At 69.4% G+C, this 25,007-nt stretch carries 22 protein-coding genes and 1 pseudogene; 6 read left to right on the top strand and 17 right to left on the bottom strand.

The annotated features are described in order from the left end of the window. The 3 genes and pseudogenes from QJS31_RS36250 to lspA all read right to left on the bottom strand — a co-directional run. Positions 1-848, bottom strand: a pseudogene (locus QJS31_RS36250) (hypothetical protein); the annotation flags it as partial. A 15-nt stretch (positions 849-863) separates the two neighbouring features. Beyond that, positions 864-1,790 (bottom strand): RluA family pseudouridine synthase, encoded by a 927-nt coding sequence (locus QJS31_RS36245; RefSeq protein ID WP_282784005.1) that lies wholly within the window; start codon positions 1,788-1,790, stop codon positions 864-866. Then, the gene (gene lspA / locus QJS31_RS36240) at positions 1,787-2,479 is read right to left on the bottom strand and encodes a signal peptidase II (protein WP_306358914.1); all 693 of its coding nucleotides are present in this window, start codon (positions 2,477-2,479) and stop codon (positions 1,787-1,789) included. The genes QJS31_RS36245 and lspA overlap by 4 nt, the downstream gene beginning before the upstream one ends. Positions 2,480-2,975: 496 nt before the next feature. Here lspA and QJS31_RS36235 point away from each other — a divergent pair, with 496 nt between their 5' ends. From QJS31_RS36235 to QJS31_RS36225, 3 genes are all read left to right on the top strand, one after another. Next, a complete protein-coding gene (locus QJS31_RS36235; protein WP_306358913.1) occupies positions 2,976-3,977 on the top strand; it encodes a hypothetical protein in 1,002 nt (333 codons plus the stop codon). Continuing rightward, positions 3,974-4,684 (top strand): hypothetical protein, encoded by a 711-nt coding sequence (locus QJS31_RS36230; protein WP_282784001.1) that lies wholly within the window; start codon positions 3,974-3,976, stop codon positions 4,682-4,684. Before QJS31_RS36235 ends, QJS31_RS36230 begins: the two co-directional genes overlap by 4 nt. A gap of 188 nt (positions 4,685-4,872) precedes the next feature. Further along, a complete protein-coding gene (locus QJS31_RS36225; RefSeq protein ID WP_282783999.1) occupies positions 4,873-5,331 on the top strand; it encodes a VOC family protein in 459 nt (152 codons plus the stop codon). Between the two features lie 54 nt (positions 5,332-5,385). Here the strand turns inward: QJS31_RS36225 and QJS31_RS36220 are convergent, their stop codons facing one another. From QJS31_RS36220 to QJS31_RS36210, 3 genes are all read right to left on the bottom strand, one after another. Beyond that, complete coding sequence (locus QJS31_RS36220) at positions 5,386-8,670, bottom strand: arabinosyltransferase domain-containing protein (protein WP_372341696.1); 3,285 nt, start codon at positions 8,668-8,670, stop codon at positions 5,386-5,388. Between the two features lie 83 nt (positions 8,671-8,753). Further along, the gene (locus QJS31_RS36215) at positions 8,754-9,266 is read right to left on the bottom strand and encodes a hypothetical protein (RefSeq protein ID WP_282783995.1); all 513 of its coding nucleotides are present in this window, start codon (positions 9,264-9,266) and stop codon (positions 8,754-8,756) included. Between the two features lie 242 nt (positions 9,267-9,508). Further along, entirely contained in the window at positions 9,509-10,831 is a 1,323-nt protein-coding gene (locus tag QJS31_RS36210) for a DNA polymerase IV (protein WP_372341695.1), read from the bottom strand. A gap of 587 nt (positions 10,832-11,418) precedes the next feature. Between QJS31_RS36210 and QJS31_RS36205 the strand changes: the two genes are divergently transcribed. Next, the gene (locus tag QJS31_RS36205; protein WP_282785423.1) at positions 11,419-12,294 is read left to right on the top strand and encodes a UTP--glucose-1-phosphate uridylyltransferase; all 876 of its coding nucleotides are present in this window, start codon (positions 11,419-11,421) and stop codon (positions 12,292-12,294) included. A 7-nt stretch (positions 12,295-12,301) separates the two neighbouring features. Here the strand turns inward: QJS31_RS36205 and QJS31_RS36200 are convergent, their stop codons facing one another. Next, positions 12,302-12,790, bottom strand: coding sequence for a C40 family peptidase (locus QJS31_RS36200; RefSeq protein ID WP_195144504.1), 489 nt, complete (start codon positions 12,788-12,790; stop codon positions 12,302-12,304). A 310-nt stretch (positions 12,791-13,100) separates the two neighbouring features. Here QJS31_RS36200 and QJS31_RS36195 point away from each other — a divergent pair, with 310 nt between their 5' ends. After that, a complete protein-coding gene (locus QJS31_RS36195) occupies positions 13,101-14,171 on the top strand; it encodes an alpha/beta hydrolase family protein (RefSeq protein WP_306358911.1) in 1,071 nt (356 codons plus the stop codon). Here the strand turns inward: QJS31_RS36195 and QJS31_RS36190 are convergent. Then, entirely contained in the window at positions 14,119-14,697 is a 579-nt protein-coding gene (locus tag QJS31_RS36190) for a TetR/AcrR family transcriptional regulator (protein ID WP_282785421.1), read from the bottom strand. The two genes, QJS31_RS36195 and QJS31_RS36190, sit on opposite strands and share 53 nt — an antisense overlap. Before the next feature lie 75 nt (positions 14,698-14,772). On the opposite strand from QJS31_RS36190, the gene QJS31_RS36185 reads away from it, so the two are divergent. Continuing rightward, positions 14,773-15,186: an organic hydroperoxide resistance protein gene (locus QJS31_RS36185; protein ID WP_029929268.1), complete on the top strand. Its 414-nt coding sequence runs from the start codon at positions 14,773-14,775 to the stop codon at positions 15,184-15,186. Positions 15,187-15,316: 130 nt separating this feature from the next. Here the strand turns inward: QJS31_RS36185 and QJS31_RS36180 are convergent, their stop codons facing one another. From QJS31_RS36180 to QJS31_RS36140, 9 genes are all read right to left on the bottom strand, one after another. Continuing rightward, on the bottom strand, positions 15,317-16,096 hold the full coding sequence (locus tag QJS31_RS36180) for a hypothetical protein (RefSeq protein WP_282785420.1): 780 nt from the start codon (positions 16,094-16,096) through the stop codon (positions 15,317-15,319). 87 nt (positions 16,097-16,183) lie between these two features. Beyond that, complete coding sequence (locus QJS31_RS36175) at positions 16,184-17,521, bottom strand: MFS transporter (RefSeq protein WP_282785419.1); 1,338 nt, start codon at positions 17,519-17,521, stop codon at positions 16,184-16,186. 510 nt (positions 17,522-18,031) lie between these two features. Continuing rightward, the gene (ileS, locus tag QJS31_RS36170; RefSeq protein ID WP_372341690.1) at positions 18,032-21,265 is read right to left on the bottom strand and encodes an isoleucine--tRNA ligase; all 3,234 of its coding nucleotides are present in this window, start codon (positions 21,263-21,265) and stop codon (positions 18,032-18,034) included. A 280-nt stretch (positions 21,266-21,545) separates the two neighbouring features. Further along, entirely contained in the window at positions 21,546-21,749 is a 204-nt protein-coding gene (locus tag QJS31_RS36165) for a hypothetical protein (RefSeq protein ID WP_282785154.1), read from the bottom strand. Positions 21,750-21,875: 126 nt separating this feature from the next. Further along, the gene (locus QJS31_RS36160; protein WP_039812462.1) at positions 21,876-22,694 is read right to left on the bottom strand and encodes a DivIVA domain-containing protein; all 819 of its coding nucleotides are present in this window, start codon (positions 22,692-22,694) and stop codon (positions 21,876-21,878) included. 83 nt (positions 22,695-22,777) lie between these two features. Then, positions 22,778-23,068 (bottom strand): YggT family protein, encoded by a 291-nt coding sequence (locus QJS31_RS36155; protein WP_029929281.1) that lies wholly within the window; start codon positions 23,066-23,068, stop codon positions 22,778-22,780. A gap of 125 nt (positions 23,069-23,193) precedes the next feature. Then, positions 23,194-23,970 (bottom strand): cell division protein SepF, encoded by a 777-nt coding sequence (locus tag QJS31_RS36150; RefSeq protein ID WP_029929282.1) that lies wholly within the window; start codon positions 23,968-23,970, stop codon positions 23,194-23,196. After that, positions 23,967-24,131, bottom strand: coding sequence for a hypothetical protein (locus QJS31_RS36145; RefSeq protein ID WP_282785153.1), 165 nt, complete (start codon positions 24,129-24,131; stop codon positions 23,967-23,969). The genes QJS31_RS36150 and QJS31_RS36145 overlap by 4 nt, the downstream gene beginning before the upstream one ends. 108 nt (positions 24,132-24,239) lie before the next feature. Continuing rightward, positions 24,240-24,989, bottom strand: coding sequence for a YggS family pyridoxal phosphate-dependent enzyme (locus QJS31_RS36140; protein ID WP_282785156.1), 750 nt, complete (start codon positions 24,987-24,989; stop codon positions 24,240-24,242). Positions 24,990-25,007 lie beyond the last annotated feature (18 nt).

The raw sequence follows: 25,007 nt of genomic DNA, 5'->3' as shown, positions 1-25,007 counted from the left end.
GGCACCGTGATGGTGGTGACCGGGGTGTATACGCGCGGGATGTCGACGTGCAGCAGCACCTGTGCGATGCGCAGGCCGTCGGTGTAGGCGGGAATCCGGTCGGCGGTGACGGGTGCGGCGAACGAGAGCAGCGCCCAGTGCTGATCGGAGTCGTTGCCGCGCAGCGACTCTCGGGCGCGATCCAGGTAATCCGACACCCGCTCGCCATGATCGGGTCCCAGACGGTCGGTGGTCACCACCGACCGCACCGGCGGCTGCGCCCACCCCAGCACCAGCAGCAGCACCACGAGAACCACACCGCCGACCACGATTCCGGCCCCGCGCACAACCGGAGCGCCCAGCCCGAACCCACCGCGCGCACCTCGCAGCGCCTCCGTTCCCGACGCCGAAGCACCGCTCACCCGGCTGTCACCCACCCGGCCACCGTTCACCCGGCTGTCGCCCACCCGGCCACCGTTCACCCGGCTGTCGCCCACCCGGCCACCGTTCACCCGGCTGTCGCCCACCCGGCCACCGTTCACCCGGCTGTCGCCCACACGGTCCTCGCTCACACCGCTGTCGCCTTCGACGCCGCCGCCTTCGGCTGCGACACCGGCACTTTCACGGCCAGCGCCGATGCGGTACCCCTTACCTTCGCCGCTCGCACCGGCATCGCAGCGACCGGCCCGACCCTCGCGGCTGCCACCCGCGGAGCGGCCGCCCGCGTGCGGCGGGCGGTCACCCGCGACGGGGCCGACACCGACGGGACCCGCGTCGTCGGAGCCACCGACATCACGGTCACCGGACTCACAGCTGTCGCCTGCGCCGTCGTGATCGGTGCCGTCGTCGCGCGCGGGTCGGGCGGTCATCGGTTCGCGGCCGGACTACGCATTGCGCAGCCCATCCAGGGCGTGTTCGAGATCGGCGGGGTATTCGCTGGTGATCTCGATCCAGCGGCCGTCGGCCGGATGGTTGAAGCCGAGCTGGCGGGCGTGCAGCCATTGGCGTTCCAGGCCGAGGCGCTCGGCCAGGCGGGGATCCGCACCGTAGGTGAGGTCACCGCAGCAGGGATGCCGGATGGCCGAGAAGTGCACGCGAATCTGGTGGGTGCGACCGGTTTCCAGGTGGATGTCGAGCAGGCTGGCGGCCTGGAACGCCTCGATGGTGTCGTAGTGGGTGACGCTCGGACGACCGTCGGCGGTCACCGCGAACTTCCAGTCGTTGCCGCGCGCCCGCCCGATCGGCGCGTCGATGGTGCCGCTGGAGGGGTCCGGATGGCCCTGCACCAGCGCGTGATAGCGCTTGTCCACGGTGCGGTACTTGAACGCGCGCTTGAGCTGGGTGTAGGCGTGCTCGGACTGCGCCACCACCATCACCCCGGAGGTGCCGACGTCGAGCCGGTGCACGATGCCCTGACGTTCGTGCGCCCCGGAGGTCGAGATGCGGTAGCCCATGGCGGCCAGCCCGCCCACCACGGTCGGCCCGGACCAGCCCACCCCGGTGTGCGCGGCCACGCCCACCGGCTTGTCCACCGCCACGATGTCGTCATCGGCGTAGAGGATCTTCATCCCCTCCACCGGGGTGGCCTCCACGGTGAGTTCCCGCTTGGGCTCCGGGAACTCGACCTCGAGCCAGGCCCCGGCCGTCAACCGGTCGGACTTCCCGGCCGCCACCCCGTCGAGCTGCACCGAGCCGTCCTCGGCCAGCGCCGCCACCGCCGTGCGCGACAGCCCCAGCAGCCGCGACAGCCCGGCGTCGACGCGCATACCGTCGAGCCCGTCGGGCACGGGCATGCTGCGGGTCTCCCTCATACCGTCTTCTCCTCGGTGTTCTCCTCGGCCGACTGCCGGTGCGCGCGGGTGCCGTCCGGCTCGAACCCGAAAACGGTCAGCACCACCAGCAGAATCGCACCGCACACGATGGCGGAGTCGGCGACATTGAAGACCGGCCACCAGCCGACGGCCAGGTAGTCCACCACATGCCCCTGCAACGGTCCGGGCGCGCGGAACAGCCGATCGATGAGATTGCCCAGCGCCCCGCCGAGCACCATGCCGAGCCCGATCGCCCACCACAGCGACCGCAGCGTGCGGCCGATGCGGATGACGCCGATCACCACGGCCGCCGCGACCAGGGTCAGCAGCCAGGTCATGCTGGTCGCCATGGAGAAGGCCGCGCCCGGATTGCGCACCAGGCTGAACCGCAACCAATCGCCGATGAGGTAGACGGGCTCGCCGGGCGTCAGCGTCGCCACGGCGACGACCTTCGTCAGCAGGTCCAGGCCGAGCAGGACGGCGGCGATGATCAACAGCGTCCGCAACCGCAGCGGCCGACCCGCGGTCGCCGCATCATCCGGACCAACAGCGCCGGCTGCGGCATCCGAACCGACAGCGCCGCCCGAACCAACAGCGCCATCCGCGCCTGCCGTGGTATTCGAGCCTGCAGCGGTGTCCGAATCTGCTGCGGTGTCCGAATCTGCCGAGTCCGAGGTTGCTTCGGCAATCGACCCCGTCGCGAAATCCGTGCCCGTGGCGGCGTCCGCGTGTGTCTCGGCACCCGAGCCCGCCACAGCGTCAGAACCCACAGCGGCGTCCGAACCCACAGCGGCGTCCGAACCCACAGCGGCGTCCGAACCCACCGCAACACCCGAACCCGCCGCCGTGCCCGAGCCCTTCTCGCGCGCCGCTCCGGCCCCGGCCGCCCCGCGCTCCGCCCCTGCGCCGGACACCCCGGAACCACCCCTCGACGGCGCGTTCTCCGTATCGGCAGGGGTGTCGGGCGTGTGCTCGCCCACGGCGGAGCCGCCGGGTGGCGGTGGGGATTGGTCTGCGCCGGTGTCGCGCGGCCGGTCGATACTCACGCCTGCCATCATCCCCTATGCCGATTGCCGCCTCGTCGCTCACCGGGTCGCACACCCGAGCGCCGCCTGAGAACCAGGTGGGGGACCCGCCCCCTGACAACCCAGCTGATTATCAGGATCGCGCCGTACCCTGTTCGACGTGACGGTGTTGTCTTCTCCCACTTGCTCGGCGACCGCCACCGCACCCTGCGCCGGAGACTCCGGCCGACCGCGGTCCGCGATCCGATCCGCCCGCCCCAGCGTGCTGCTGGTGGTGATCGCCGTCGCCTTCTCGGCGTTCGGCGTCGGATGCAGCAATCGTTCGGAGGCCACCGTCGATGTCGAGGGTGCGGAACCGGCCGGGATCGGCAAGGAGGTCACGGTGCCCATCGCGGCGGTGGTGACCACCGTCCTCGATGCCGGGGAGAGCCCGCGCGGCATGCTGTCGCGCAGCCTCCCGACCGGCACCACCCAGGAGGTGACGCTGCGCACCGACCACCACATCGAGCAGCAGATCAACGACCAGGCGGTGCGCGACTTCTCCCCGCCGGCGGTCACCATTCCGCTCACCGCGCTGACCGATGAGCAGGGCTGCGAGCTGGTGCTCGGCAATGTCACCTCCAGCGACCCGGTGCTGGCCAAGGCGCTGCGGCCCGCCGACGGTTCGCGTGCGGGCCTGGAGATGAGCGAGTACGGGGCCATCACCGCATTGCGGCTGACCCCCAACACCGCCACCTCCGATCCGGCCCGCGCCGCCCTGGAGCAGGCGTTCTACCAGGCGGTATACCAGTCCATCGCCTTCCCGCGCACCCCGGTGGGCGTCGGCGCGGTGTGGACGGTGCGCCAGCGGGTGTCGGGCAGTGTGCCGCTCGACCAGGTGACCACCGCGACCCTCACCGATCGGGAGGGCGATCTGCTCACCATCGCGCTCGAGGTCACCCAGACGCCGAAGGTGTCGGAGTGGGAACTGCCCAACAATGCCGGAACCCTCGAGATCGTCGACTACCTCATGCACGGGTCGGGCGTGATCACCGTGGATCTGACCAAGCCGCTGCCGGTATCGGGCGCGATCACGGTGGGCGGCAACCAGACCTACAAGGATCCGCGCAGCTCGGTGACGCTGCGGCAGACGCTGAGCACCGAAGTGCAGTGGGGCGAATGAGCGGACGGACCGTGACGGCGGCCCTGGCCGCGGTCGTCGCGGGACTGGCCGTATCCGCGTGCGGCTCGGACGATTCCGAACCCGCGCCGCCGACGCTGGGACCGATGGTGCCGCCGCCCTCGATACCGGCCGACGCGCCCGTTCCCGACGCGGCCGCCCTGCGCGCCGACCTGCTCGGCATCGACCGGCTGCCCGCCGGTTTCGCCGCCCTGCCCGATCCGGAACCGGACGAGAGCGCGGCGTTCGGCGACACCGATCCCCCGCAGTGCGCGAAAGTGCTCGCACCCATTGCCGATCAGACGCCGGGCGCGGTGTCACGCGCGGCGGCGTCCTTCGGCGGACCGAATTTCACGAGTATCGACGTCGATGCCGCCGCCTACTCGAACAGTGCTGCGGCGCAAGCATTTTCGGAAGCACAAGCACTGCTTCGGGAGTGCGTGCGGTATTCCGCCGCCGATGCCGAGGACACCGTCGTGCGCTTCCGGGTGGGAGGGCTGGACCAGCCGACGGCCGGGGACGCCTCCACCGCCTTCCGGGTCGAGACCACCAGCGAAGGACTCACCCTGTACTCCGCGGTCAGCGTGACCCTGGTCGGCACCACCGTGGTGCAGGTGGCCCTGAGCGGTCCCGAGGAGCCCGATCCGCGGCGGCTCGGTGAACTGACCGCCGCCCAGGTGAACGCCCTGCGGGGGATCGCGGGTCCCTGACCTCCCGGATGGACCGGACAACCCGACCGGACGCCCCGGCCGGACAAGCCGCCTTGACACTCCGCGGGAAGGCCATCACCCCGATACGCTGGCGCACCCGGCGCGGCACCGCATCCGTCGATGCTTTTCTGTCGGTGCCCCGGCCTACAGTCGGGCTGTCACACCCACCATCGATCGGAGGTATTCCGATGTCCGATGTCACACCCATTCCCGAGGGCTACCCGGTGGTCTCCCCGGCTCTCGCCATCGACGGCGCGGCCCAGGCCATCGACTTCTACAAGCGGGTGTTCGGGGCGGCCGAGCGCTTCCGCATGCCGGGTCCCGACGGCAAGATCGCCCACTGCGAACTGCTGTTCGGCGATTCCGTCGTCATGGTCGGTGATCCGGCCCCGGAGATGGGCTTCCGCGATCCCAAGGCGGTGGGCGGCACCCCGGTCAACCTCTACACCTACGTCGAGGACGCCGATGCCGCGCACGCCGCCGCCCTGGCGGCCGGAGCCCGGGAACTCCAGGCACCCGAAACCCAGTTCTACGGCGACCGCACCGCCGCCTTCGAGGATCCGTGGGGCCACCGCTGGACGGTGTCCACCCATGTCGAGGAGGTCAGCCCGGAGGAGATGGAGAAGCGGATGGCCCAACTGGGCTGACCACCGCTGTGCCACCGCACCCGTCGCGACGAGGCAACGGGTGCGGGTCGACCGTCAGCGCCAGCCCAGCACGTCGATGGGGCCCGGACTCCACAGCCCGGAGTGGTTCTCCGGGGTGACGATCGGCCGCGCCGGAATCGCCGAGTCGTCGATGCGGGTGAAGCGCTGCAGCTCACCCCAGTCCGTGCGCCACGAGTGGTTCAGGTAGGTGGCCATGGTCTGCGGGCGCAGCAGCAGCGAACTCCAGCCCAGCGGGCCGCCGCTGTCGTGGCTCTGCCAGCGGTTCGTATCCTTGGCGCCACCGCGGTCGGGCAGAATGCGCCACTGCGGGGTCTCGGCGATGCCGTTGTGATGTTCGTAGGGCCGCTGGCACGGAACCTGCAGGCCCACCGCCCAGTCCAGCAGCACCGGGGCGTCGGAGCCGACGACCTGCTGCAGGGTGCGCGTCTGCGGGACGCGCGGCGGGGTCAGCGCCACCCACTGTTTCCAGTTGTCGTCCCGATCGGAGGCGATCAGACGGATCGCGGTGGCCTCGGCCGGGATATCGGTGAACGGGAAGCGCAGATTGCGCCAGGTCGGCGCGGGACCGATATCGATCGGCGCGACCCGGCCCACCTCCCGCACCCCGCCCGCCGCATCGGCGACGCCGTAGGCGATCTCGACCGACTGTCCGGGCGTGACGATGCCGGACGCGTCGACCGAGCGGATCCGACCCGCCGCCGTGACCGCGATGAGGCCGGTGCGCTCACTCGCCTCCGGCAGCCGGTACCAGCCGGTGGTCAGGCTCGCGATCGGCTCGGTCGTGCCGTAGCTGCCCAGCACCGGCGTGGTGGCCGGGTCGAGGCCGAACGGCAGTGCGGCCGAAGTGGTTCCGGACGCGTCGTCCTGTTCCGCACTGTCCAGCGCGCTCACGATGGCGCTGGTGTCGACCTCGTCGTCGGCCTTCAGATCCGTCGCCACCCCGTTCGGGGCGAAGCCGACCGCGTCGGCGGCGAAGGTAGCGAACGCGTCACCGGCCAGCGGTGCCAGCATGCCCGCATTGGGGTCGGTTTCGACCAGCACCTCCTCGGCGATACCGCACGGCTTGCCCAGCACGGCATTGACATTCGACTTCGCCAGGGAGAATCCCGGGTACTGCGCGACCGCACCCTTGGCCAGCGATCCCACCTCGAAAAGCACCATGAAGGCGGCCACCACCGTCAGCGGCGGCAGCGCCACCAGCCGCCACACGGGGCGGGAGATGCGGTGCGAGGCACCGGGTTCCGGCGCACGGACGTGAAACCATCCGGCGAGCGCGAGCAGCAGCAGGGCCAGCAGCAGGAACAGCTTGTTGACGCCGACACCGGCCAGCACCACGGACTTGTCGTTCCAGGGGATGCCCCAGTTGGAGACGTACCACCAGCCGTTCATGCTGGAGAACGTGATGGCCAGCAGGAAGGCCACGATAGCCGCGAACAGGGCGCGATTGCGGGGCGAGCGCAGCACGCGCGGACCGACGGCCACCGCGATCACCACGGCCACCGCACCGGCGATCCCGGCGTAGACACCGTTGTGGTGAGTCCACTTGGTGGGCGTGACCATCATGAGCAGGATGACGCCGACGCTGGTGCCGAGCAGACGGCGCACCGGACCGGCGGCCGTGAACGGAATCCGGCCGCCCCGACGCAGCAACACGAAGGCACACACCAGCAGTCCCGCCCAGAACATGAACATGCCGAAGCGCCGGGCCACCGAGCCGTCGATGGTGGGCATGAACAGGTACTGGTAGCGCAGATATTCGTCGTACCACTGGACATTCGGGCCGACGAGTTCGTGCACGTGCCGCATTTCCAGCATCGCCGCCGCGGTCTGGTCGGCGAAGGCCGCCGCCAGCACCACGGTTCCGGCCGCCGCCACCGGCGCGATCAGGCTCAGATAGGAGCCGATGCGCGTCCACAGTGTGGTCGCGAACCCGGCACCCGGGGCGACGGGTTCGCTCAGCTCACGCGCCCGCGCGTCGAGCGCCCGCCACATCGGCCTGATACCGGCCAGCAGCGGAGCGACGCAGATCACGCCCGAGGGTCCGGCCGTGCAGGCGAACGCCCCGATGAGCGCCGCCACCGCGTAGGGCAGCAGCCGCCGCGTCGCGACGGCGCGCTCCACCGACACCCAGGTGAGCAGCAGCGATACCGCCACGGCCGCCTCGGGCCGCAGCCCGTTGTTGTAGGGCAGCCAGACGGCCAGGAAGCCCAGACCGCCGGTCCACACCGCCACCCGGTTGCGCGAAATGCGCACGCCCAGACGCGGAATGACCTCGCGACTGATCACCAGCCAGGAGATGATGCCCGCCAGCAGCGCGGGCAGCCGCACCCACGGGCTGGCCGGTGAGATCAAGGCCAGGTAACCGAACAGTGAGTGGTATAGGCCCACCGGGTTCTCGGGGACCCCGAAGTAGGCGAAGTAGTTGGCCATATAGCCCGACGGGATGGCGGCGCGGCCCATACCGAACAGGTAGCCGTCGTCCGCCGTGGTGGCCCCGATGAAATGCCAGAGCACCAGCGCGCCCAGCACCGCCCCGTCGACCAGGGAGAAGGTCCACCACCGCCGCGGCAGGAAGCGTCGTCGCGAGCGCCCGTCGCGCCGGTCGAGGCGGTACAGCGCGAACAGCGCCACGACCGTCCCCAGCAGGGCGGTCCAGATCGCCACCCGCTTGAGCACGGTGGGGGTGGAGGAGAAGCGGCTGTCGACCTGGGCGGTGACGCTGGTCCCGGCCGCGGTGGCGAGATCGCTGTAGATGCCGACCAGCTGGGGCCGGAAGTCGCCGTCCAGGGTGACCGGCGCGACCGTGGTACCGGTGAGGGTGGCCGTGGTCCGTTCCATCCCGGCGTGCACGACCAGGGCACAGTCCGCGCCGAGTTCGTCGACGGGCACGCTGACCAGTCGCTGATCCCGCAGCACCGCCTCCAGCCGGGCCGGTGTGGTGGTGCCGTCCTCGGCGGTGCTCGCCGCGCTCACCCATGCCAGGAAGCCGTACCGCCACCGGTCCGGCGCACCGTTCGGTGTGGTCGCCACCAGCGTCCCGCCGTCCGGAACGAGCTGTGCCACAGCCGCACACGGGATCTCGGCGTCGAAGCTGACCGGGGCGTAGGAGACCAGCGGGGCCTCCACGCCGCGCGTGGAGTCGCCCTGCGGCCAGCTGAGGGTGGCCGCGTCGACGGTGACCGGGAGCAGCGGCACGGCCACCGCGGACAGCACCGCGAGGAGTCCCGCCAGGAGAGCGACGGGGCGGGCCCAGCCGCCCCTGCGATCGGTGGAACCCGGCTCCGTACTGTCGGCGGCATCGGAGTCCGCTCGCTCCATCACATCGGTCACGGAGGGCGATGTTAGCGAAAGAAAAGGCCCGGCGTCCCTTCGCGGACCCGGGCCCCTTCGCCGTCAGCGCGTCAGACGCAGGCCGGGGAGGTCTGGTTGGCCAGCTGGATCATGTTGCAGATCCACTCCTTCTGGACCTTCCACTTGCCGTCCTCGGCGACGAACGGCACGACCGCCTGCTGCGGCTCGCCGCCCGCGAGCGCCACCTGGGCGTCGGCGGTGATGGTGCCGTTGCCCAGATCGGTCACACCGGTGACGGTGATGGTGGCGTTGTTCTGCTGCACCGCCTCGACCAGGCGGGTGGGCAGCTGCGGATCGGCGCTGATGCCCTGGAGCAGCTCGAGCTTCTCCTCGTTCGGCACGTTCGGGTCGAGGCCGCGCTGCAGTTCCGCGTTGAGGTCGGCCACGGTCGGCACCGGCGGCAGATCGGACTGCGCCTGCGTCTGCACCTGCGAGGTGGTGGTCTTGGTCGTGGTCTTGGTGCCCTCGTTCTCCTTGTCACCACTGCCACACGCCGACAGTCCGAGTGCGGTCACGACTGCCAGCGTGGCGACCGCGATACGTCCGGTCTTCTGAAGCTTCAACTGCTCGTCCTTTGCGTTCGAGTAGGTCCGTTCGTCCATGTGACAGCCGCCCATAACCCGACCGGCGGCGCTGCACGAGGCACCAGGCTAACAGTGCTGTGGCCGGAAATAACTCCTCGAACCCGGTGCGGAGCAATTTCAGAATGAACCCACAGAGTTCGGCGAGGCTATCGCCAGGCGCACAGTCGATTCGCCGCGCCGCCGCGCCGTCGTGAGCGGGGCGCCGACCTCGGCCGACGCCGTCAGCGCAGGCTGCCGAGCGGGTCGGCGCGGCGCAGGTCGGGGTCCTCGGCGGCGAAGGTGCGGGCGGGGCCGGGTCCGGTGGAGCGGGTCTCGAAGCGCACCGTCACCACGCCGTGGCCCGCGCCCTGCACCCAGCCGTGCCCGAACTCCGGATGTTCGACATCCACCCCGGGGTACCAGGTCTGGGTGGTGTAGTAGCGGGTGGGCGGCGGCACCTCCGGCTCCGGCCCGGCGGCCAGCGCGAGAGTCGGCTCCTCCGATACCGATTCGGTGTCCACGGTCCGGTCCAGTTCCGGGAACAGCGATTCCTGGCGTATCTCCGACAGTCCCGCGAAACCCACGCCGACCAGGCGAATCGGCCCCAGCTCGGCCGGATCCAGCGCCGAGCGCTGCGCGGCGGCGGTGAGGGTGGCCAGATCCTCGGTGGCGTAGGGCAGCGTGGAGGACCGGGTCACGATGCTCATATCGGACTTCTTGAGTTTCAGCACCACGGTGCGGGCCGCCCGACCGTCGGCGGTGAGCCGCCGGTACGCGGCGGCGGCCATGGCCTCGATGGCGGGGCGCAGCTGCGCGAGGTTGACGATGTCGGATTCGTAGGTGGTCTCGGCGCTGATCTGTTTGGCCTCGGCGCGTTCGGCGACAGGCCGGTCGTCGATGCCGCGCGCCAGCCGGTGCAGGGCCGCGCCCACGCTGCCGCCCAGAATCGAGGCGGCCTCACTCTCCGGCAGCGCCGCGAACGCCCCCACCGTCTCGATTCCCAGTGTGCGCAAACGACTTTCGGCGACCGGACCGATTCCCCAGAGTTTGCGCACCGGCAGCGCGGCCAGCATGTCCCCCTGTTCCTCGGGTGAGATCACCCGCACCCCATCGGGTTTGGCGAGTCCGGAGGCGATCTTGGCGAGCTGCTTGCCGCTGCCCGCGCCGACCGAGGCGACCAGGCCGGTGCGCTCGCGCACCGATTCCCGCAGCTGCTCACAGAATTCCAGCACCCGCTGCGGCGTCGCCCCCGCCAGTTCCGCGGGTTCGCCGAACGCCTCGTCGAAGGACAGTGTTTCCAGCACCGGAATCCGCGCCCGCAGCACGTCGAACACCTGCCCGCTCAGCTCCGCGTACACCGCCCCGCGCGGCGGCACCACCACCGCGCTCACCCCGACCAGGCGGCGCGCCATATGCATGGGCATGGCCGAGCGCGCCCCGAACACCCGCGCCTCGTAGCTGGCCCCGGCCACCACACCGCGCCCGCCCACGCCCCCGACCAGCACCGGCCGTCCGCGCAGCGTGGGCCGGGTGAGCTGCTCCACCGAGGCGAAGAACGCGTCCATATCGATATGCAGCACCCACCGCCGGGTCGCGCGGGCCCGTTGACCTCGGTCCCGCCGGGTCGGTTCGAGGCCAGCGGCCGAGTTGTGTGCGGCAGGGACATGCGCGGCAGCGGTGTGAGCGGCAACGCTCGACGCAGCAACGCTCGACGCAGCAACGCTCGACGCGGCAACGCTCGACGCGGCAACGCTCGACGCGGCAACGCTCGACGCAGCAACGCTCGACGCAGCAACGCTCGACGCAGCAACGCTCGACGCGGCAGGCGCGTGCGCGATGGGCGGATGCGCCGCGCTGTCTCGCGGCACCGCCGCCGCGTCGCACCGTTCCGGCACCGCGCCCGGCCCCTTCGGCCCGTCCGGCCGCGGATCCGGGCGACCGTTCGACCCGTCGTCGACTGGGAGGTGGCTGTCGGTCTGCTGGGAGTCAGACCCGACCGAACGGTGTGCTGCGGGTGATTTGCCCGATCCCGCCCCGGGCCGCTGACCAGGCACAACGTACCCGTCAGTCGGTTCGGCGGCGGTGTTCACATCGAGGAATCTACGCTCGGCTACCGACAGGTACGACGCCGCGGATGTGTGATGATCGGGGCATGACTATTCGCAAGGCCGTGATCCCCGCCGCGGGTATCGGCTCCCGCCTGCTGCCGCTCACCAAGGCGATCCCGAAGGAGATGCTCCCGGTCGGCGACAAACCGGTGATCGAGCACACGGTCCGCGAGCTGGTCGCCTCGGGAATCACCGATATCACCATCGTGGTGAGCGCCGGAAAGTCGTTGATCCAGGACCACTTCCGGCCCAATCCCGCCCTGGTGGCGCAGTTGCGCGCCGACGGCAAGCAGGCGTACGCCGATGCGGTGGAGGAGGTCGGCGAACTCGGCCGCCTCGGCCATATCACCTACCTGGACCAGCACGGCCCCTATGGCAACGGCACCCCGGTGCTGAACGCCGCCCGCACCCTGGGTGACGAGCCCATGCTGGTGCTGTGGCCCGACGATGTGTTCGTCGCCGAGGTGCCGCGCGCCCAGCAGCTCATCGATGCCTACGAGAAGACCGACGCACCGGTACTGGCCCTCATGCCCATGGACCCCGCCGAATCCCAGCGCTACGGTGTGCCGGTGGTGGAGGAGGAGCACAGCGACGGCCTGATGCGCATCTCGGGCCTGAAGGAAAAGCCCAAGCCCGCGGACGCGCCCTCCTCCTACGCGGCCATCGGCGGTTACGTGGTCACCCCCGGCATCATCGCGGAACTGCGCCGCCAGGTCGACAACTGGTACACCCACCGCACCGGCGAGGTGTACCTGACCGACGCCATCAACACCTTCGCCGCCGACGCCCCGGTCTACGGCCAGGTCATCCGCGGCCGCTGGTACGACACCGGCAATCCGGCCGACTACCTGGTCGCCCAGTTCGCCTCCGCGCTCAACCACCCGGAGTACGGCCCGCTGCTGCGCGGACTCTGCGACTGACGCTCGATCAGTAGAACCGGCGCACGGAGAAGATGTCGAAGTCGGACAGCGGGGTCAGTCCGACCGGAACCCCGGGCGAGTGCGCATTGAGGACCTGCCCGGCCCCCGCGTAGATGCCCACGTGCGAGGCGTCGCCGTTGAGCACGATCACATCCCCCGGCTGCAGTGCGCCGACGGGCACGGTCAGCCCGGCCTCGGCCTGCTGCCACGTGGTGCGCGGCATGTCGATGCCGACGCTGCGGAAGGCCCACTGCACCAGCCCGGAACAGTCCCAGGCGTCGGGTCCGGTGCCGCCCCACCGATAGGGCTTACCGGTCTGGGTGGTGGCCAGGCCGAGCGCGACCATGGCCCGGGGACTGGCGAGCGGCAGTTGCGCCGAACCCGACGCGCTGCCGGAGGCCGAGCCGCTGCCGCTGCCCGAGGCGGAACCGGAGGCGCTTCCGGTATCGGAGTGGGCCGCGCCCGCCCAGAGCACACCGGCGCACAGCAGGGTCATGGTGGCCGCAACGGCCCGGATCAGGCGGTGGATCGCTTGTCGTCGCACGTGCTCGCCCTTCGGTCGGCACTCCCCGAACGCTCATTGCTCACGCAACGCTCATTAACCACGCATTTGCCGTCTCTTCTGTTGTAACCCAGAAGCGCGGCGAGTCGTCGAACCCTCCACCATGCGTGTCATGAGACTCCGATCACAAACCGTGGCCGGAATGTGACATTGCACCCCCATGGAAATCGGGGCATAAGTAGCATTTCGGCGTCCCGCGGGGGTCCGGGAGTCCGCATCCGCCAGCTACCACAGGGGCCCTGAGTTGACTCGTCGTATCAGGGCGCGAGCGCTACTGCTCGCGCTGACAGTGGTTTTCGCCTGCGCACTGCCCGGCACGCCGGGCCCTGCCGCGGCGGGGCCACCGCCCGACCCGGTCACCACCACCGGAACCCTCATGGCCACACCGGTTTCCGCGGACGGCTCCACCATCTCCTCGTACCGCGTCCGCGACGCCCGCAACATCACCCTCACCGTGCACTCGGCCGCCATGGACCGCGACGTGGTGGTGGAGGTGCAGCGTCCCGCCGACCCCTCGGTGCCCCGGCCGGTGCTGTACCTGCTCAACGGCGCTGGGGGCGGCCAGGATACGGCCACGTGGCGACGCAATACCGACGCGACCGAATTCTTCGCCGACAAGAACGTGAACGTGGTGCAGATCGTCGGCGGCGGCTTCACCTACTACACCGATTGGCGCGCACCGGATCCCCAGCTCGGCACCAATATGTGGCGCACCTTCCTCACCGAGGAGCTGCCGCCCCTCATCGACGGCGCTCTGGGCACCAACGAGATTCGCGCCATCGCCGGAATGTCCATGTCCGGCACCAGCGTTCTGCAGCTGCCCATCGCCGCACCCGGCCTGTACCGCGCGGTGGCGGCCTACAGCGGTTGCGCCCGCATCAGCGACCGAATCGGCCAGCAGTTCGTCAAATTGGTGGTCGCGGCGGGCGGCGGCGACGTGCACAACATGTACGGCCCGCCCGACGACCCGATGTGGGTGGCCAACGACCCCTACGTGCACGCCGAGGGTCTGCGCGGTCTGGAGCTGTACCTGTTCAACGGCACCGGTCTGCCCGGACCGCGCGACACCCCCGGCGATATCCGCAGTCTCGGCCCCAATGACGGCGGACTGATCCAGCAGCTGGTGGTCGGCGGCATCATCGAGGCCGCGACCGACTGGTGCACCCGCAGTCTGGTGGACCGGCTGCGGCAGCTGGACATCCCGGTAACCGCCGATTTGCCACCTCGGGGTACGCACTCCTGGGGCTACTGGGAGGACGCGCTCAAGCGGTCGTGGCCGGTGCTGGCGCGGGGGTTGGAGCTACCCGAGTCCTGAGCTGCGCCAGGGCGGTCTCCACGCCGGCGCGGACCGTCGCCGGATCGCCGAGACCGCCACTGAGGGCCACGCCGTCGCGCACCAGCAGCAGATAGTGGGCGGCGGTGTCCGGGTCGTCGTGCCCGGCCGCCGCCAACCGCTCGCGCACCAGCCGCCGGAACCAGTCCCGGTAGTCGGCCACCACCGCGCGCACGGCGTGCGCGGGGTCCGGGAATTCCACGGCCGCGTTGAGGAAGGGGCAGCCGCGGAAGCCGGGCGCACAGCTCAGCTCGCCGAGCCGCTCGAAAATCACGGTGACAGCGGCCATTCCGGAGTCGGGCACGGCTTCCAGCACGGCGCGCTGGCGCTCGTACTCACGCGCCAGATAGGCCACCACCAGATCGTCCTTGGTGCGGAAGTGCCGGTAGAAGGTGGCCTTGGCGATACCCGCCTCGGCAATGATCCGGTCGATGCCCACGGTATGGACGCCCTCGGCATAGAACAGCCGCGTGGCGGTGTCCAGGAGTCGATCGCGGGCGGCACTCATACCCTTGACGATAGCAGACAGATCTGTCTACTCTGGCCATCGAAGTGAACAGACAAGTCTGTCTAGGAGGACTCCATGGCTCCCATGTACACCGCCGTCGCCACCTCGGTCGGCCGCGAAGGCCGTTCCTACAGCGATGACGGCATCCTCGACCTCACCCTGGCCCGCCCCAAGGCGCTGGGCGGCGACGGCGCGGGCACCAATCCCGAACAGCTCTTCGCCGCGGGCTACTCGGCGTGCTTCGCCAGCGCGCTGCAGCTGGTCGCCAAGCGCATGAAGCTGGACGCCGACGAGGCCGCCGTCACCGCGGAGGTCGGACTCAACAGCCGCGAGGGCGGCGGCTTCAGCCTGTCGGTGGTGCTGCGGGTGGAACTGCCCGAACATCTGCACAACGAATCCGGGCGGGCGCTGGTCGAGGCCACCCACCAGGTGTGCCCGTACTCGCACGCCACCCAGGGCAATATCCCGGTCGAACTCGTCGTCGAGTAGCGCCCCGCCGACACATCACGCACGACCGGCGAGCTATCCGGGATCCCGCGCCGCTGCGCCCTGCTCGGCCGAGTCCTGCTCGGCCGAGTCCAGCTCCGCCGGGTGCCGCTCCGTCCAGTCCTTCTCCGAGCTAGTCCTTCTCCGACAGCGGAAATGTCTGCTGCGGCGAGGTCCAGTCGAACCAGGTGTCCGGTTCCGCCACCCAGGTGCGGCCGGTGGCGGTGTCCTCCACGGCCACCCGCAGCAACTGCCAGCGGTCGGAGTCGGCGCTCATCCCCCCGAGCCGGACCTCGAGGTCGGTCGGCGGATCGTGCGCGATGTACGTATACGGGCCGTAGCGGCGACGCGCGCCGCTCTCCAGATCCTCCGTGGGCCCGTTCAGCGGCAGCCACACCAAATGGCAGTCGGTATGGCCGAGCAGCCGGACCAGAATGCTGCCGGTGGTGCCCGCACCGGGTTCCCGCCCGGTCTCCAGGGTGATCCGGTAACGGGCGGACGGCTCCCGGTGCAATTGGAATCCGCGGGTCAGCACCGTATCGGCACTGCCGGTCTCCTCGGGTACCACCGCGGCGGCGAAACCCTGCTCGGTCTCGGGAACCGGCGTGCTCTGCCACAGCGTATGAGTATCGAGATCCTCCACCTGGAACCAGTCGATGGCCGCCAGCGTCCAGGTCGACTCCTCGGAGTCGACGCGCACCCACAGCTCGGTGAGATCGTCGAGCGCGGTGCCGTAGTCGATGTGGAATGTCTGCTCACGCCCGATCTGAGTGGGATCGCCGGGCAGATGCACCGCCGCCTCACCCGTCGCGCCCCCGGTATCCCCGAGCCGCACATACACATCGCCATTGCTGCCCGCCTGGTCGGCGCCTCCGTACCGGACGGTCACAGCGAACTTCGGTCCACAGGCCATATCGCCACCTCCGATAGCCGGGTAACCACACCGGAACGCCGGAAACCCGGGGTGATCGCCGCGACGGACGCCCACCCCGGATGCCGATCAGGCCGACGGCGCGGCCGCCACCCGGGCCGGAACCGCGGGCACGGCGTCGGTCTCGGGCACCTCGGTGCCGCGCAGCGACGCGCCCACCGTCTCCCGCAGGAAGGCCCAGGCCACCAGGCCGACCAGACACGCGCCCACCATGTAGAGCGCGGGGAACAGCGTCCAGCCGGTGCCCTCGATCACGGCCTCGTTCACCAGAGGCGCGGTACCGCCGAAGATCGCCGTGGACACGTTGTAGCCGAGAGCGAATCCCGCATAGCGGACATGGGTCGGGAAGATGGCCGGGAAGGTCGCGGTGATCGTCGCCAGCTGCGGCAGATACAGCAGCCCCAGCACCACGAAGCCGATGACGGCCCAGACGATGCCCTGCCCCATCAGCCAGTACATCGGAATGGCGAGCACCGCCAGGCTCAGCAGCGACACCAGCCACATCGGCCGCCGTCCGACCCGGTCGGAGAGATGGCCGAAGAAGGGCAGCGACACCATCATGATCAGCTGGCCGATCAGCATCATGGCCGTGGTGGTCGACTCGTCGACGCCGATGGTGTTCTCGAGATAGGTCGGCTGGTAGGTGAGCAGCGTGTAGTTCACCACGTTCAGCGCGATCACCAGGCCGCCCAGGGTCAGCAGCTCACGCCGGTAGTCCCGCAGCAGCACGCGCAGGCCGGTGCGCGGATGCTCCTGCTCCTGCACCTCGGTGAACACCGGGGACTCGTCCAGCTTGGTGCGCAGATACCAGCCGATCAGGCCGAGCGGCACGGCCAGCAGGAACGGAATGCGCCAGCCCCACTCGTACATGGCGTCCGACCCCAGCGCGAGCTGGCAGGCCAGCACCACCGCCGAACCGCCCACGAAACCGCCGAGGGTGCCGAACTCCAGGAAGCTGCCGAGGAAGCCGCGGCGGCGGTCCTCGCAGGACTCCGCGAGATAGGTCGCCGCACCGCCGTACTCGCCGCCGGTGGAGAAGCCCTGCACCACGCGCAGGGAGATGAGCAGGATGGGGGCCAGCACCCCGGCGGTGGCGTGGGTCGGCAGCAGGCCGATCAGGCCGGTGGCGGCGGCCATGAGCAGAATCGTGGTGGCCAGGACCGCTTTTCGGCCGATGCGGTCACCGAGCGGACCCCACACCATGCCGCCCAGCGGGCGCAACATGAAGGAGACCGCGAAGCCGAGCATGGTGCCCAGCACTCCGAGGTCTCCGGGAAAGAACGCGGCCGTGATGTAGGTGGCCGCCGCGGCGTAGACGCCGTAGTCGAACCATTCGGTGGCATTGCCCATGGCGGCCGCGGCCACCGAACGGCGCTGTTGTCTGGGTTCCGGATCGCGGCTAGTCATGCCAGCTCCTCTCCCCCGCGAATTGGCGTATATCGTTTCCGCGCCGTGAGGGCACGGCGCACACGAAATAACCGGGTACCCGGGACGCGGATTCGGCAAACCACAGCTACCGTCCAGCAGCGCCCGGGCAATACCGCTACCAGCGCATACGAGAGGATAGTGACCCCGGTCGCACCTCATTCCAGCGGGCACACGGACCTTTGCGCACAACCTGTCGCGGATACCGCCCCGGCCCGGAGCAACGCCAGCGCGACCGGCGGAGATCCACGACGCGACGATCATCACGTCGAACTGTCAGGCGGGCCAGGCCGAACGGCACCGAGAGCCCGGCCGACGAGGCGACTCGACCGTTCAGCCACACCGCGGCCCGACCAGTCGGCTCGGAACACCGAGCCGCCACCGCCGCCGACCACCCACCTCGAAACACCGAGCCGCCACCGCCGCCGGACCACTCACCTCGGGGCGGAGCCGTTCGGCTCCGCCCCGAGTTCGCCTAGCGCTCGCGGGCGATCACGCCTTGGTGATCGACACCCGCACGCCGCCCACGATCTCGCTGGCATCCGCGCCCGCCGCGTCGAAACTCAGCGAGGTGGCGAGGATTTCCCCGGCGATGAGATCGCGGTGGGTCCGCGCCCACTCCTGCCGCTCGGCGGGCACCTCCAGCACCACGGCGATGCGGTCGGAGACGTCGAGGCCCTTGGCCTTGCGGGTCTCCTGCAGGTCGCGGATGAGGTCGCGGGCCCAACCCTCGGCCTCCAGTTCCTCGGTGACCGCCGAATTCAGCACCACCAGACCGGCATTGCCGGGCAGGGCGGCGGTGGAGTCCGGCTCGGCGGCGACCAGGCGCTGGGTGTACTCCTCGGGCAGCAGGGTGATGCCCGCGGCGCTCACCACGCCGTCGGCCGATTCGGTCCACTCGCCCGCCTTGACCGCCTTGATGACGGTCTGCACGTCCTTGCCCAGGCGCGGACCGGCGGCACGGGCGTTGACCACCAGTTCGAAGCGGCCGTGCGCGGCCACATCGGTGGTGAGATCGACCTTCTTGACATTCACCTCGTCGGCGATCAGATCGGTGAACGGGGTGAGCCGCTCCGCGTCCTCGGCCGCCACGGTGACCTCCGAGAGCGGCAGCCGCACCCGCAGATTCTGGGCCTTGCGCAGGCTCAGCACCGTCGAGCACACCGCGCGCACCTCGTCCATGGCCGCGACCAACTCCGGGTCGGCGGGCAGCTCGGTCTCCCCCGGCCAGTCGGCCAGGTGCACCGAGCGGCCGCCGGTGAGGCCGCGCCAGATCACCTCGGTGATCAGCGGCAGCAGCGGGGCCGCCAGCCGGGTGGTCACCTCCAGCACGGTGTGCAGGGTGTCGATGGCATCGCGGTCCTCCTCCCAGAAGCGCGAACGCGACCGGCGCACATACCAGTTGGTGAGCGCGTCCGCGAAGGAGCGCAGTTCGTCACAGGCCCCGGCGATGTCGTAGACCTCCAGCGCCTCGGTCATGACCTCGCGGGTGCGGGCCAGCTTGGCCAGGATGTAGCGGTCCAGCACATGCGTTGAATCCGTGCGCCAGGTACCGGGTTTCGAGGCGTAGAGCTGCAGGAAGGTCCAGGCGTTCCAGAGCGGGCGCAGCGCATGGCCGACCCCCTCGCGGATCCCGCGCTCGGTGACGATGAGGTTGCCGCCGCGCAGGATGGGCGAGGCCATGAGGAACCAGCGCATGGCATCGGAGCCGTCGCGGTCGAACACCTCGTTGACATTCGGGTAGTTGCCCTTGGACTTGGACATCTTGAGCCCGTCGTCGCCGAGCACGATGCCGTGCGCCGCAACGGTTTTGAAGGCCGGACGGTCGAACAGCGCGGTGGCCAGCACGTGCAGGGTGTAGAACCAGCCGCGGGTCTGGCCGTTGTACTCGACGATGAAATCGCCCGGGTTGTGGCCGACGGCGCCCGTGGACTCGGCGGCGGTGCCGGCCGTGGACTCAGCGGTCGCGGTGCCGTCGAACCAGTCCTTGTTCTCGAACGGGTAGTGCACCTGCGCGAACGGCATGGAGCCGGACTCGAACCAGCAGTCGAGCACCTCGGGGGTGCGCCGCATCATCGACTTCCCGGTCGGGTCATCGGGATTCGGGCGCACCAGGTCGTCGATCATGGGCCGGTGCAGATCGGTCGGGCGCACGCCGAAGTCGCGCTCCAGCTCGTCGAGCGAGCCGTACACGTCCACCCGCGGATAGGCCGGATCGTCGGAGACCCACACCGGGATGGGCGAACCCCAGTACCGGTTGCGGCTGATGTTCCAGTCGCGCGCACCCTCGAGCCATTTGCCGAACTGGCCGTCGCGGATGTGCTCGGGCACCCAGGTGATCTCCTGGTTGAGCTCCACCATGCGGTCGCGGAACTTGGTGACGGCCACGAACCAGGACGGCACCGCCATGTAGATGAGCGGCTGCCCGGACCGCCAGCTGTGCGGGTAGGAGTGCTCGATGGTCTCGTGCCGCAACAGCTTTCCGGTGGCCTTGAGGTCCTTGATGATCACCGGGTTGGCGTCGAAGACCATGAGGCCCTCGTACGGCGGCACCATGGAGGTGAACTTGCCGCCCGCGTCGAGGGGCTGCACCAGTTCGATGCCCGCCGCCGACGCGACGTCCATATCCTCCTCACCGAAGGCGGGCGCGAGGTGCACGATGCCGGTGCCGGAGTCGGTGGTCACGTAATCGGCGGTCAGCACCCGGTGCGCGTTCGGGTGGCCGACGAAGAAGTCGAACGGCGGCTGGTAGCGCAGGTCGACCAGGGCGGCGCCGAGCTGCTCGCCGAGCACCTCGAAGCCGTCGGCCTCCTCGCCCAGCTCGCGCGCGTAGTGCGAAACCCGTTCGGCGGCAAGCAGGTAGCGCTTGCCGTCCTTGCCCTTGACGTGGGTGTAGGTGACGTCGGGGTGGACGGCGATCGCCAGGTTGGACGGCAGCGTCCAGGGCGTGGTGGTCCAGATCAGGGCGTTCGCGCCGTCCAGTTCGTGCAGCGGATGGTCCGCGGGCACCGACAGCACCATATCCACGGTGACCGCCGGATCCTGCCGCATCTTGTAGGCGTCGTCGAGGCGGGTCTCCTGGTTCGACAGCGGCGTCTGCTCATACCAGCTGTAGGGCAGCACCCGGAAGCCCTGATAGATGAGCCCCTTGTCGTACAACGCCTTGAAGGCCCACATGACCGACTCCATGAAGTCGAGATCGAGGGTCTTGTAGTCGTTGTCGAAGTCGACCCAGCGGGCCTGACGCGTCACATAGTTGCGCCACTCATTGGTGTAGCGAAGTACCGAGGACTTGCACGCGGCATTGAATTCCGCCAAGCCCATGGCATCGATCTGTGATTTGTCCGTGATACCGAGCTGCTTCTCCGCTTCGATTTCCGCGGGCAGGCCGTGAGTATCCCATCCGAATCGGCGCTCGACCTTCTTTCCGCGCATGGTTTGGAAGCGCGGGATCAAATCCTTGACATAGCCGGTGAGCAGATGTCCGTAATGCGGCAACCCATTGGCGAAGGGGGGCCCGTCATAGAAGACGAATTCCGGTGCATCGGAACGGTTCTCGATGCTGGCGCGGAAGGTGTCGTCGGCGGCCCAGTACTCCAGGACGCGCTGCTCCAGATCGGGGAAGGACACCTGGCCGCCGGTGCGGCCCAGGTCGACGCGGGGATACGCGTTCCGGGTGACTGTGGGGTCCACAGCGGGGTTGTCTACAGGGGCCTCGTCCGCCATCGCGGGCTCCGTCTCTCCTCGTGCCATCACCTGGGGCACGGGGACGACGACGAGCGCTCGGTGCGCTCTCACCGCGGTACCACCCCGCTTGTCCGGCGGCGTCCCGATCGGGACGGCCGAACCTCTCGTTGCGAGCTGTGACGGGCTCACCCGTTCGGTTCTACTGAGCGGCCGCGGCCGCCGTTCTTCCGAAGGCTCCCCGGTGATTGCCGGATCGACGCCGTAGTGCAGTGTCAAGTCTAGCGAGCGCGGTCCAGGGATTATTCCGCGGACCCGCGCTCTAGTGTCTGGCGTGCTTACCGCCTGGCCGGGACTGGGTCTCGTCCTCGTCGGAGCGCATGGACAGCGCACTGACCAGCAGGAGCACCGCGCCGATCACACAGACCACGATGCAGGCCCATGCCCACACCACGGAACCGGTGGTCAGGGCGGCGACCAGCAGTCCGAATCCGACCGCCGCGAGGCCGAGCGTCACCACGAGCACGGGCACCCCCTGGTCTGACCGCGAATTCCGAAACGGTGGTGTCGCTGCGCTGTGTCACCCGGCCCGTGGCCACCCGGCCCGTGCGGGCCGTGCGGCGCAGCACCGGGGGACGTCGTCGCGACGGCTTTACTTGCCGCCCTTGAGCAGTGCACCGTTGCCGGACGCGCCCTCGCCGAACTCGCCACCGTCGACCGGCACCGCGGACCCACGGTTCTCCAGCTCCTCGAGCTGCGATTCCAGGTAGGACTTCAGCCGCACCCGGTACTCGCGTTCGAAGGTCTTGAGCTGCTCGATCCGACTCTCCAGCACACTGCGCTGCTGGGTGATGGTGGCCATGATCTCGGTGTGCTTGCGCTCGGCGTCGGCCTGCAGGCCGTCGGCCTTCTCCTTGGCCTGGCGCAGCTGATTGTCGGAGCGGGTCTGCGCGTCCGACAGCATGGCCTCGGCCTTCTGGCGGGCGTCGGCGATCATCGACTCGGAGCGGGTACGTGCATCGCTGACCAGGCGCTCGGAATTGGTTCTGGCGTTCGCCAGCAACTGCTCGGCCTCGGTCTTGGCATCGGAGGTGAGCCGATCGGCCATCTCCTGGGCCAGCGAGAGCACCTTGGCCGCTTGCAGATTCGCGTCCGCGGAGGGCGCGTCCTTGGCGGCGGGCGCGGGAGCCGGCATGGGCGCGGGGGCCGGAGCCGGGGCGGGCTTGGGGGGCTCCGGCGCGGGAGCCTGCTTCACGGCCGCGACCGGGCCCCGATTCTTCTTGGCGTCAGCGAGTTCCGCGTCGAGCTCGGCGACCCGCTGGCGCAGATCGGCGTTCTCTTCGATGAGGCGTGAGAGCTCCTGCTCGACCAGATCGAGGAAGGCGTCGACTTCGTCCTCGTTGTAGCCGCGCTTCCCGATCGGTGGTTTGCTGAACGCGACGTTGTGCACATCGGCTGGGGTCAGCGGCATGGAAGGATCCCTTCACGCTTCGTACGGAGATCTAGCACTAGATCAGACAAGCTTTCTTCTCGGCCCATTCTGTCACATCTCAGCTACGCGGTGCCGCCAGTGGCCGTGAGCGAGTAGAGGAAGAAGACGACAAAAAGCAGGACCATAATCGACAGATCGAGCCGAATTCCCCCAAGATTCACTGGCGGTATCAAACGCCTCAGGAGTTTCACCGGTGGATCCGTGATCGTGAAGATCACCTCGAAGATGACGGCGAGGAAGCCGCTGGGGCGCCAATCACGCGCGAACACGTGGATGAACTCCACGATGACGCGGCTGATCAGCAGCAGCCAGAACAGGAGCAGGACTAGGTTCAACACCGCGATCAGGGCCACGTGTTCACTCTGCCTCAGAATCGGTGTCCCGCAAAACATACGCGCCGCTCGGATCGGCGCGCCCTCCCCCGTGCACGGCGTGTCCCCGCAGGGTGCGGCGGTGCGGCCGCACCCGGATCGGGTCGTTATTTCTGGTTGTAGAAACCGGTTTCGGCGATGCGCCGACGCTCCTCGGCCGATACGTCCACATCGGCCGGTGAGAGCAGGAACACCTTGGTCGCGACCTTGTCGAACGAGCCACGCAGCGCGAAGGCCAGCCCGGCGGCGAAGTCGACCAGGCGGCGGGCGTCGGAGTTGCTCATCTCGACCAGGTCCATGATCACCGGGGTGCCGTCGCGGAAACGCTCACCGATGATGGCAGCCTCGGCGTAGGTGCGCGGACGCAGCGTCGTGATCTTGGACAAGGGGCCGCCTTCCTCGAAGAGCCCGGACCGGCGCGGCGGCGCGGTCTCGATGCGGCGCTCCTCCATCCGCAGCTCTTCCATGCGCCGCTCGGCCTCCGTGTCCACCGCCAGCGCACCGCGGGTCGCGCCGCGCACCATCGGCGCACCGCCGCCCAGGCTGCGGGTGCGGCTGGACGGGGCGGTGTCGATGCGGGTGGGACGGCGCGGCGGCTCGTACCGGTCGTCCGCGTAGTCGTCGGCGTAGTCATCGCGACGCGCCACGCTGTAGCCCGGCTGGTACGGGGCCTTGTAGGACGGCTCGGGGTAAGCGGGCTCGTCGTCGTAGCGGTCGTCGGCGTACCGGTCGTAGTCGCGGTCGTATTCCCGGGGACGCGGCCGACGCGCACCACGCTCGTCGAGGCCACCCCGGTGTCCCCCGCGGTCGTCGACGTAGTCGTCCTCGTAATCCTCGAGCGGAACCATGCCGAAGTACGCCTTGAACTTGTGCAGCGTGCTCATGCCTCCACCTCGCTAGCGCTCGGCTCCAGCACGAGCACGCTCGTGGCTGCGTCAACGGCTCGCTCGCTACGCTCGCTCACTGCCTCCACCTCGCTAGCGCTCGGCTCCAGCACGAGCACGCTCGTGGCTGCGTCGATCATTCGCTCGCTACGCTCGCTCATACCGGTCGACCTTCCTTCGGCCCCGACTGGCCTGGGGTGTTGAAGTACTGCTCAGTCCCTCGTCCTTCACAAGCATATGTTTCAAATGTGACTGATGAGGTTTCTTTGCTAAGGCGAGGTTATCGGTCGCGCGCCCATCAACGCGGTACCGACACGCACGCAGGTCGATCCGTGGGCGATGGCGGCCTCCAAATCGTTTGACATCCCCGCCGACAGCTCCCTGGCCTGGGGATGTGTCGCCAGCAGGCGGCCGTGCAGGTCGGCTAGGCGGGCGAATTCGGCGGCCGGATCGGTGCCCAGCGGCGGAATCGCCATCAGGCCCGCGAGCTGCAACGATGCCGATTCCTCGATCCGGTCGGCGAGGGCCGGGAGATCGTCGGGGGCGACGCCGCCGCGGGTGGGGTCGGCGTCCAGGCTGACTTGCAGCAGGACGCGCAGGGGTGTGTCGCGATCGCCCGCCTCGAGGGCGGCGGTGACGGCGGTGTCGAGTGCGGTCGCCAACCTGTCCGAATCGACCGAATAGACGGTATTTGCCCAGCGTGCAACGTGTTTCGCTTTGTTGCGCTGGAGACGCCCGATGAATTCCCAGCGCACGTGCGACAGGTGGCGCAACTGGGCCACTTTCTCGCTGGCCTCCTGTTCTCGGGATTCGCCGAATTCGCGGCGGCCGAGCCCATAGAGGATTTCGATATCCGAGGCCGGAAAGAATTTAGTTACGGGGAGTAAGCGTACGGTGTCGGGTTCCCGCCCGGCCACCCGGCATGCTGCGTCGATGCGCTCGGTCAGGGTGGTGAGGTTGGCCGACAGTTCGGCGGTGCGCGCCGTGACGCGCGTCTCGCCGTCGGTTTCGATACCCATTGCGGCGGTGGACGATTC

This window comes from Nocardia sp. CC213A, from assembly GCF_030766805.1.
Taxonomy (GTDB): domain Bacteria; phylum Actinomycetota; class Actinomycetes; order Mycobacteriales; family Mycobacteriaceae; genus Nocardia; species Nocardia otitidiscaviarum.
The sequence above is the reverse complement of the archived record's forward strand: the minus strand, read 5'-3'. Positions and strand labels throughout refer to the sequence as shown.

Excerpts from the sequence above, each read along its gene's own strand:
- QJS31_RS36245 (WP_282784005.1), bottom strand. The coding sequence starts at position 1,790 with ATGAGGGAGACCCGCAGCATGCCCGTGCCCGACGGGCTCGACGGTATG.
- QJS31_RS36230 (WP_282784001.1), top strand. The coding sequence starts at position 3,974 with ATGAGCGGACGGACCGTGACGGCGGCCCTGGCCGCGGTCGTCGCGGGA.
- QJS31_RS36225 (WP_282783999.1), top strand. The coding sequence starts at position 4,873 with ATGTCCGATGTCACACCCATTCCCGAGGGCTACCCGGTGGTCTCCCCG.
- QJS31_RS36220 (WP_372341696.1), bottom strand. The coding sequence starts at position 8,670 with ATGGAGCGAGCGGACTCCGATGCCGCCGACAGTACGGAGCCGGGTTCC.
- QJS31_RS36210 (WP_372341695.1), bottom strand. The coding sequence starts at position 10,831 with ATGGACGCGTTCTTCGCCTCGGTGGAGCAGCTCACCCGGCCCACGCTG.
- QJS31_RS36205 (WP_282785423.1), top strand. The coding sequence starts at position 11,419 with ATGACTATTCGCAAGGCCGTGATCCCCGCCGCGGGTATCGGCTCCCGC.
- QJS31_RS36200 (WP_195144504.1), bottom strand. The coding sequence starts at position 12,790 with ATGACCCTGCTGTGCGCCGGTGTGCTCTGGGCGGGCGCGGCCCACTCC.
- QJS31_RS36190 (WP_282785421.1), bottom strand. The coding sequence starts at position 14,697 with ATGAGTGCCGCCCGCGATCGACTCCTGGACACCGCCACGCGGCTGTTC.
- QJS31_RS36185 (WP_029929268.1), top strand. The coding sequence starts at position 14,773 with ATGGCTCCCATGTACACCGCCGTCGCCACCTCGGTCGGCCGCGAAGGC.
- QJS31_RS36180 (WP_282785420.1), bottom strand. The coding sequence starts at position 16,096 with ATGGCCTGTGGACCGAAGTTCGCTGTGACCGTCCGGTACGGAGGCGCC.
- QJS31_RS36175 (WP_282785419.1), bottom strand. The coding sequence starts at position 17,521 with ATGACTAGCCGCGATCCGGAACCCAGACAACAGCGCCGTTCGGTGGCC.
- ileS (WP_372341690.1), bottom strand. The coding sequence starts at position 21,265 with ATGGCGGACGAGGCCCCTGTAGACAACCCCGCTGTGGACCCCACAGTC.
- QJS31_RS36160 (WP_039812462.1), bottom strand. The coding sequence starts at position 22,694 with ATGCCGCTGACCCCAGCCGATGTGCACAACGTCGCGTTCAGCAAACCA.
- QJS31_RS36150 (WP_029929282.1), bottom strand. The coding sequence starts at position 23,970 with ATGAGCACGCTGCACAAGTTCAAGGCGTACTTCGGCATGGTTCCGCTC.
- QJS31_RS36145 (WP_282785153.1), bottom strand. The coding sequence starts at position 24,131 with ATGAGCGAGCGTAGCGAGCGAATGATCGACGCAGCCACGAGCGTGCTC.
- QJS31_RS36140 (WP_282785156.1), bottom strand. The coding sequence starts at position 24,989 with ATGGGTATCGAAACCGACGGCGAGACGCGCGTCACGGCGCGCACCGCC.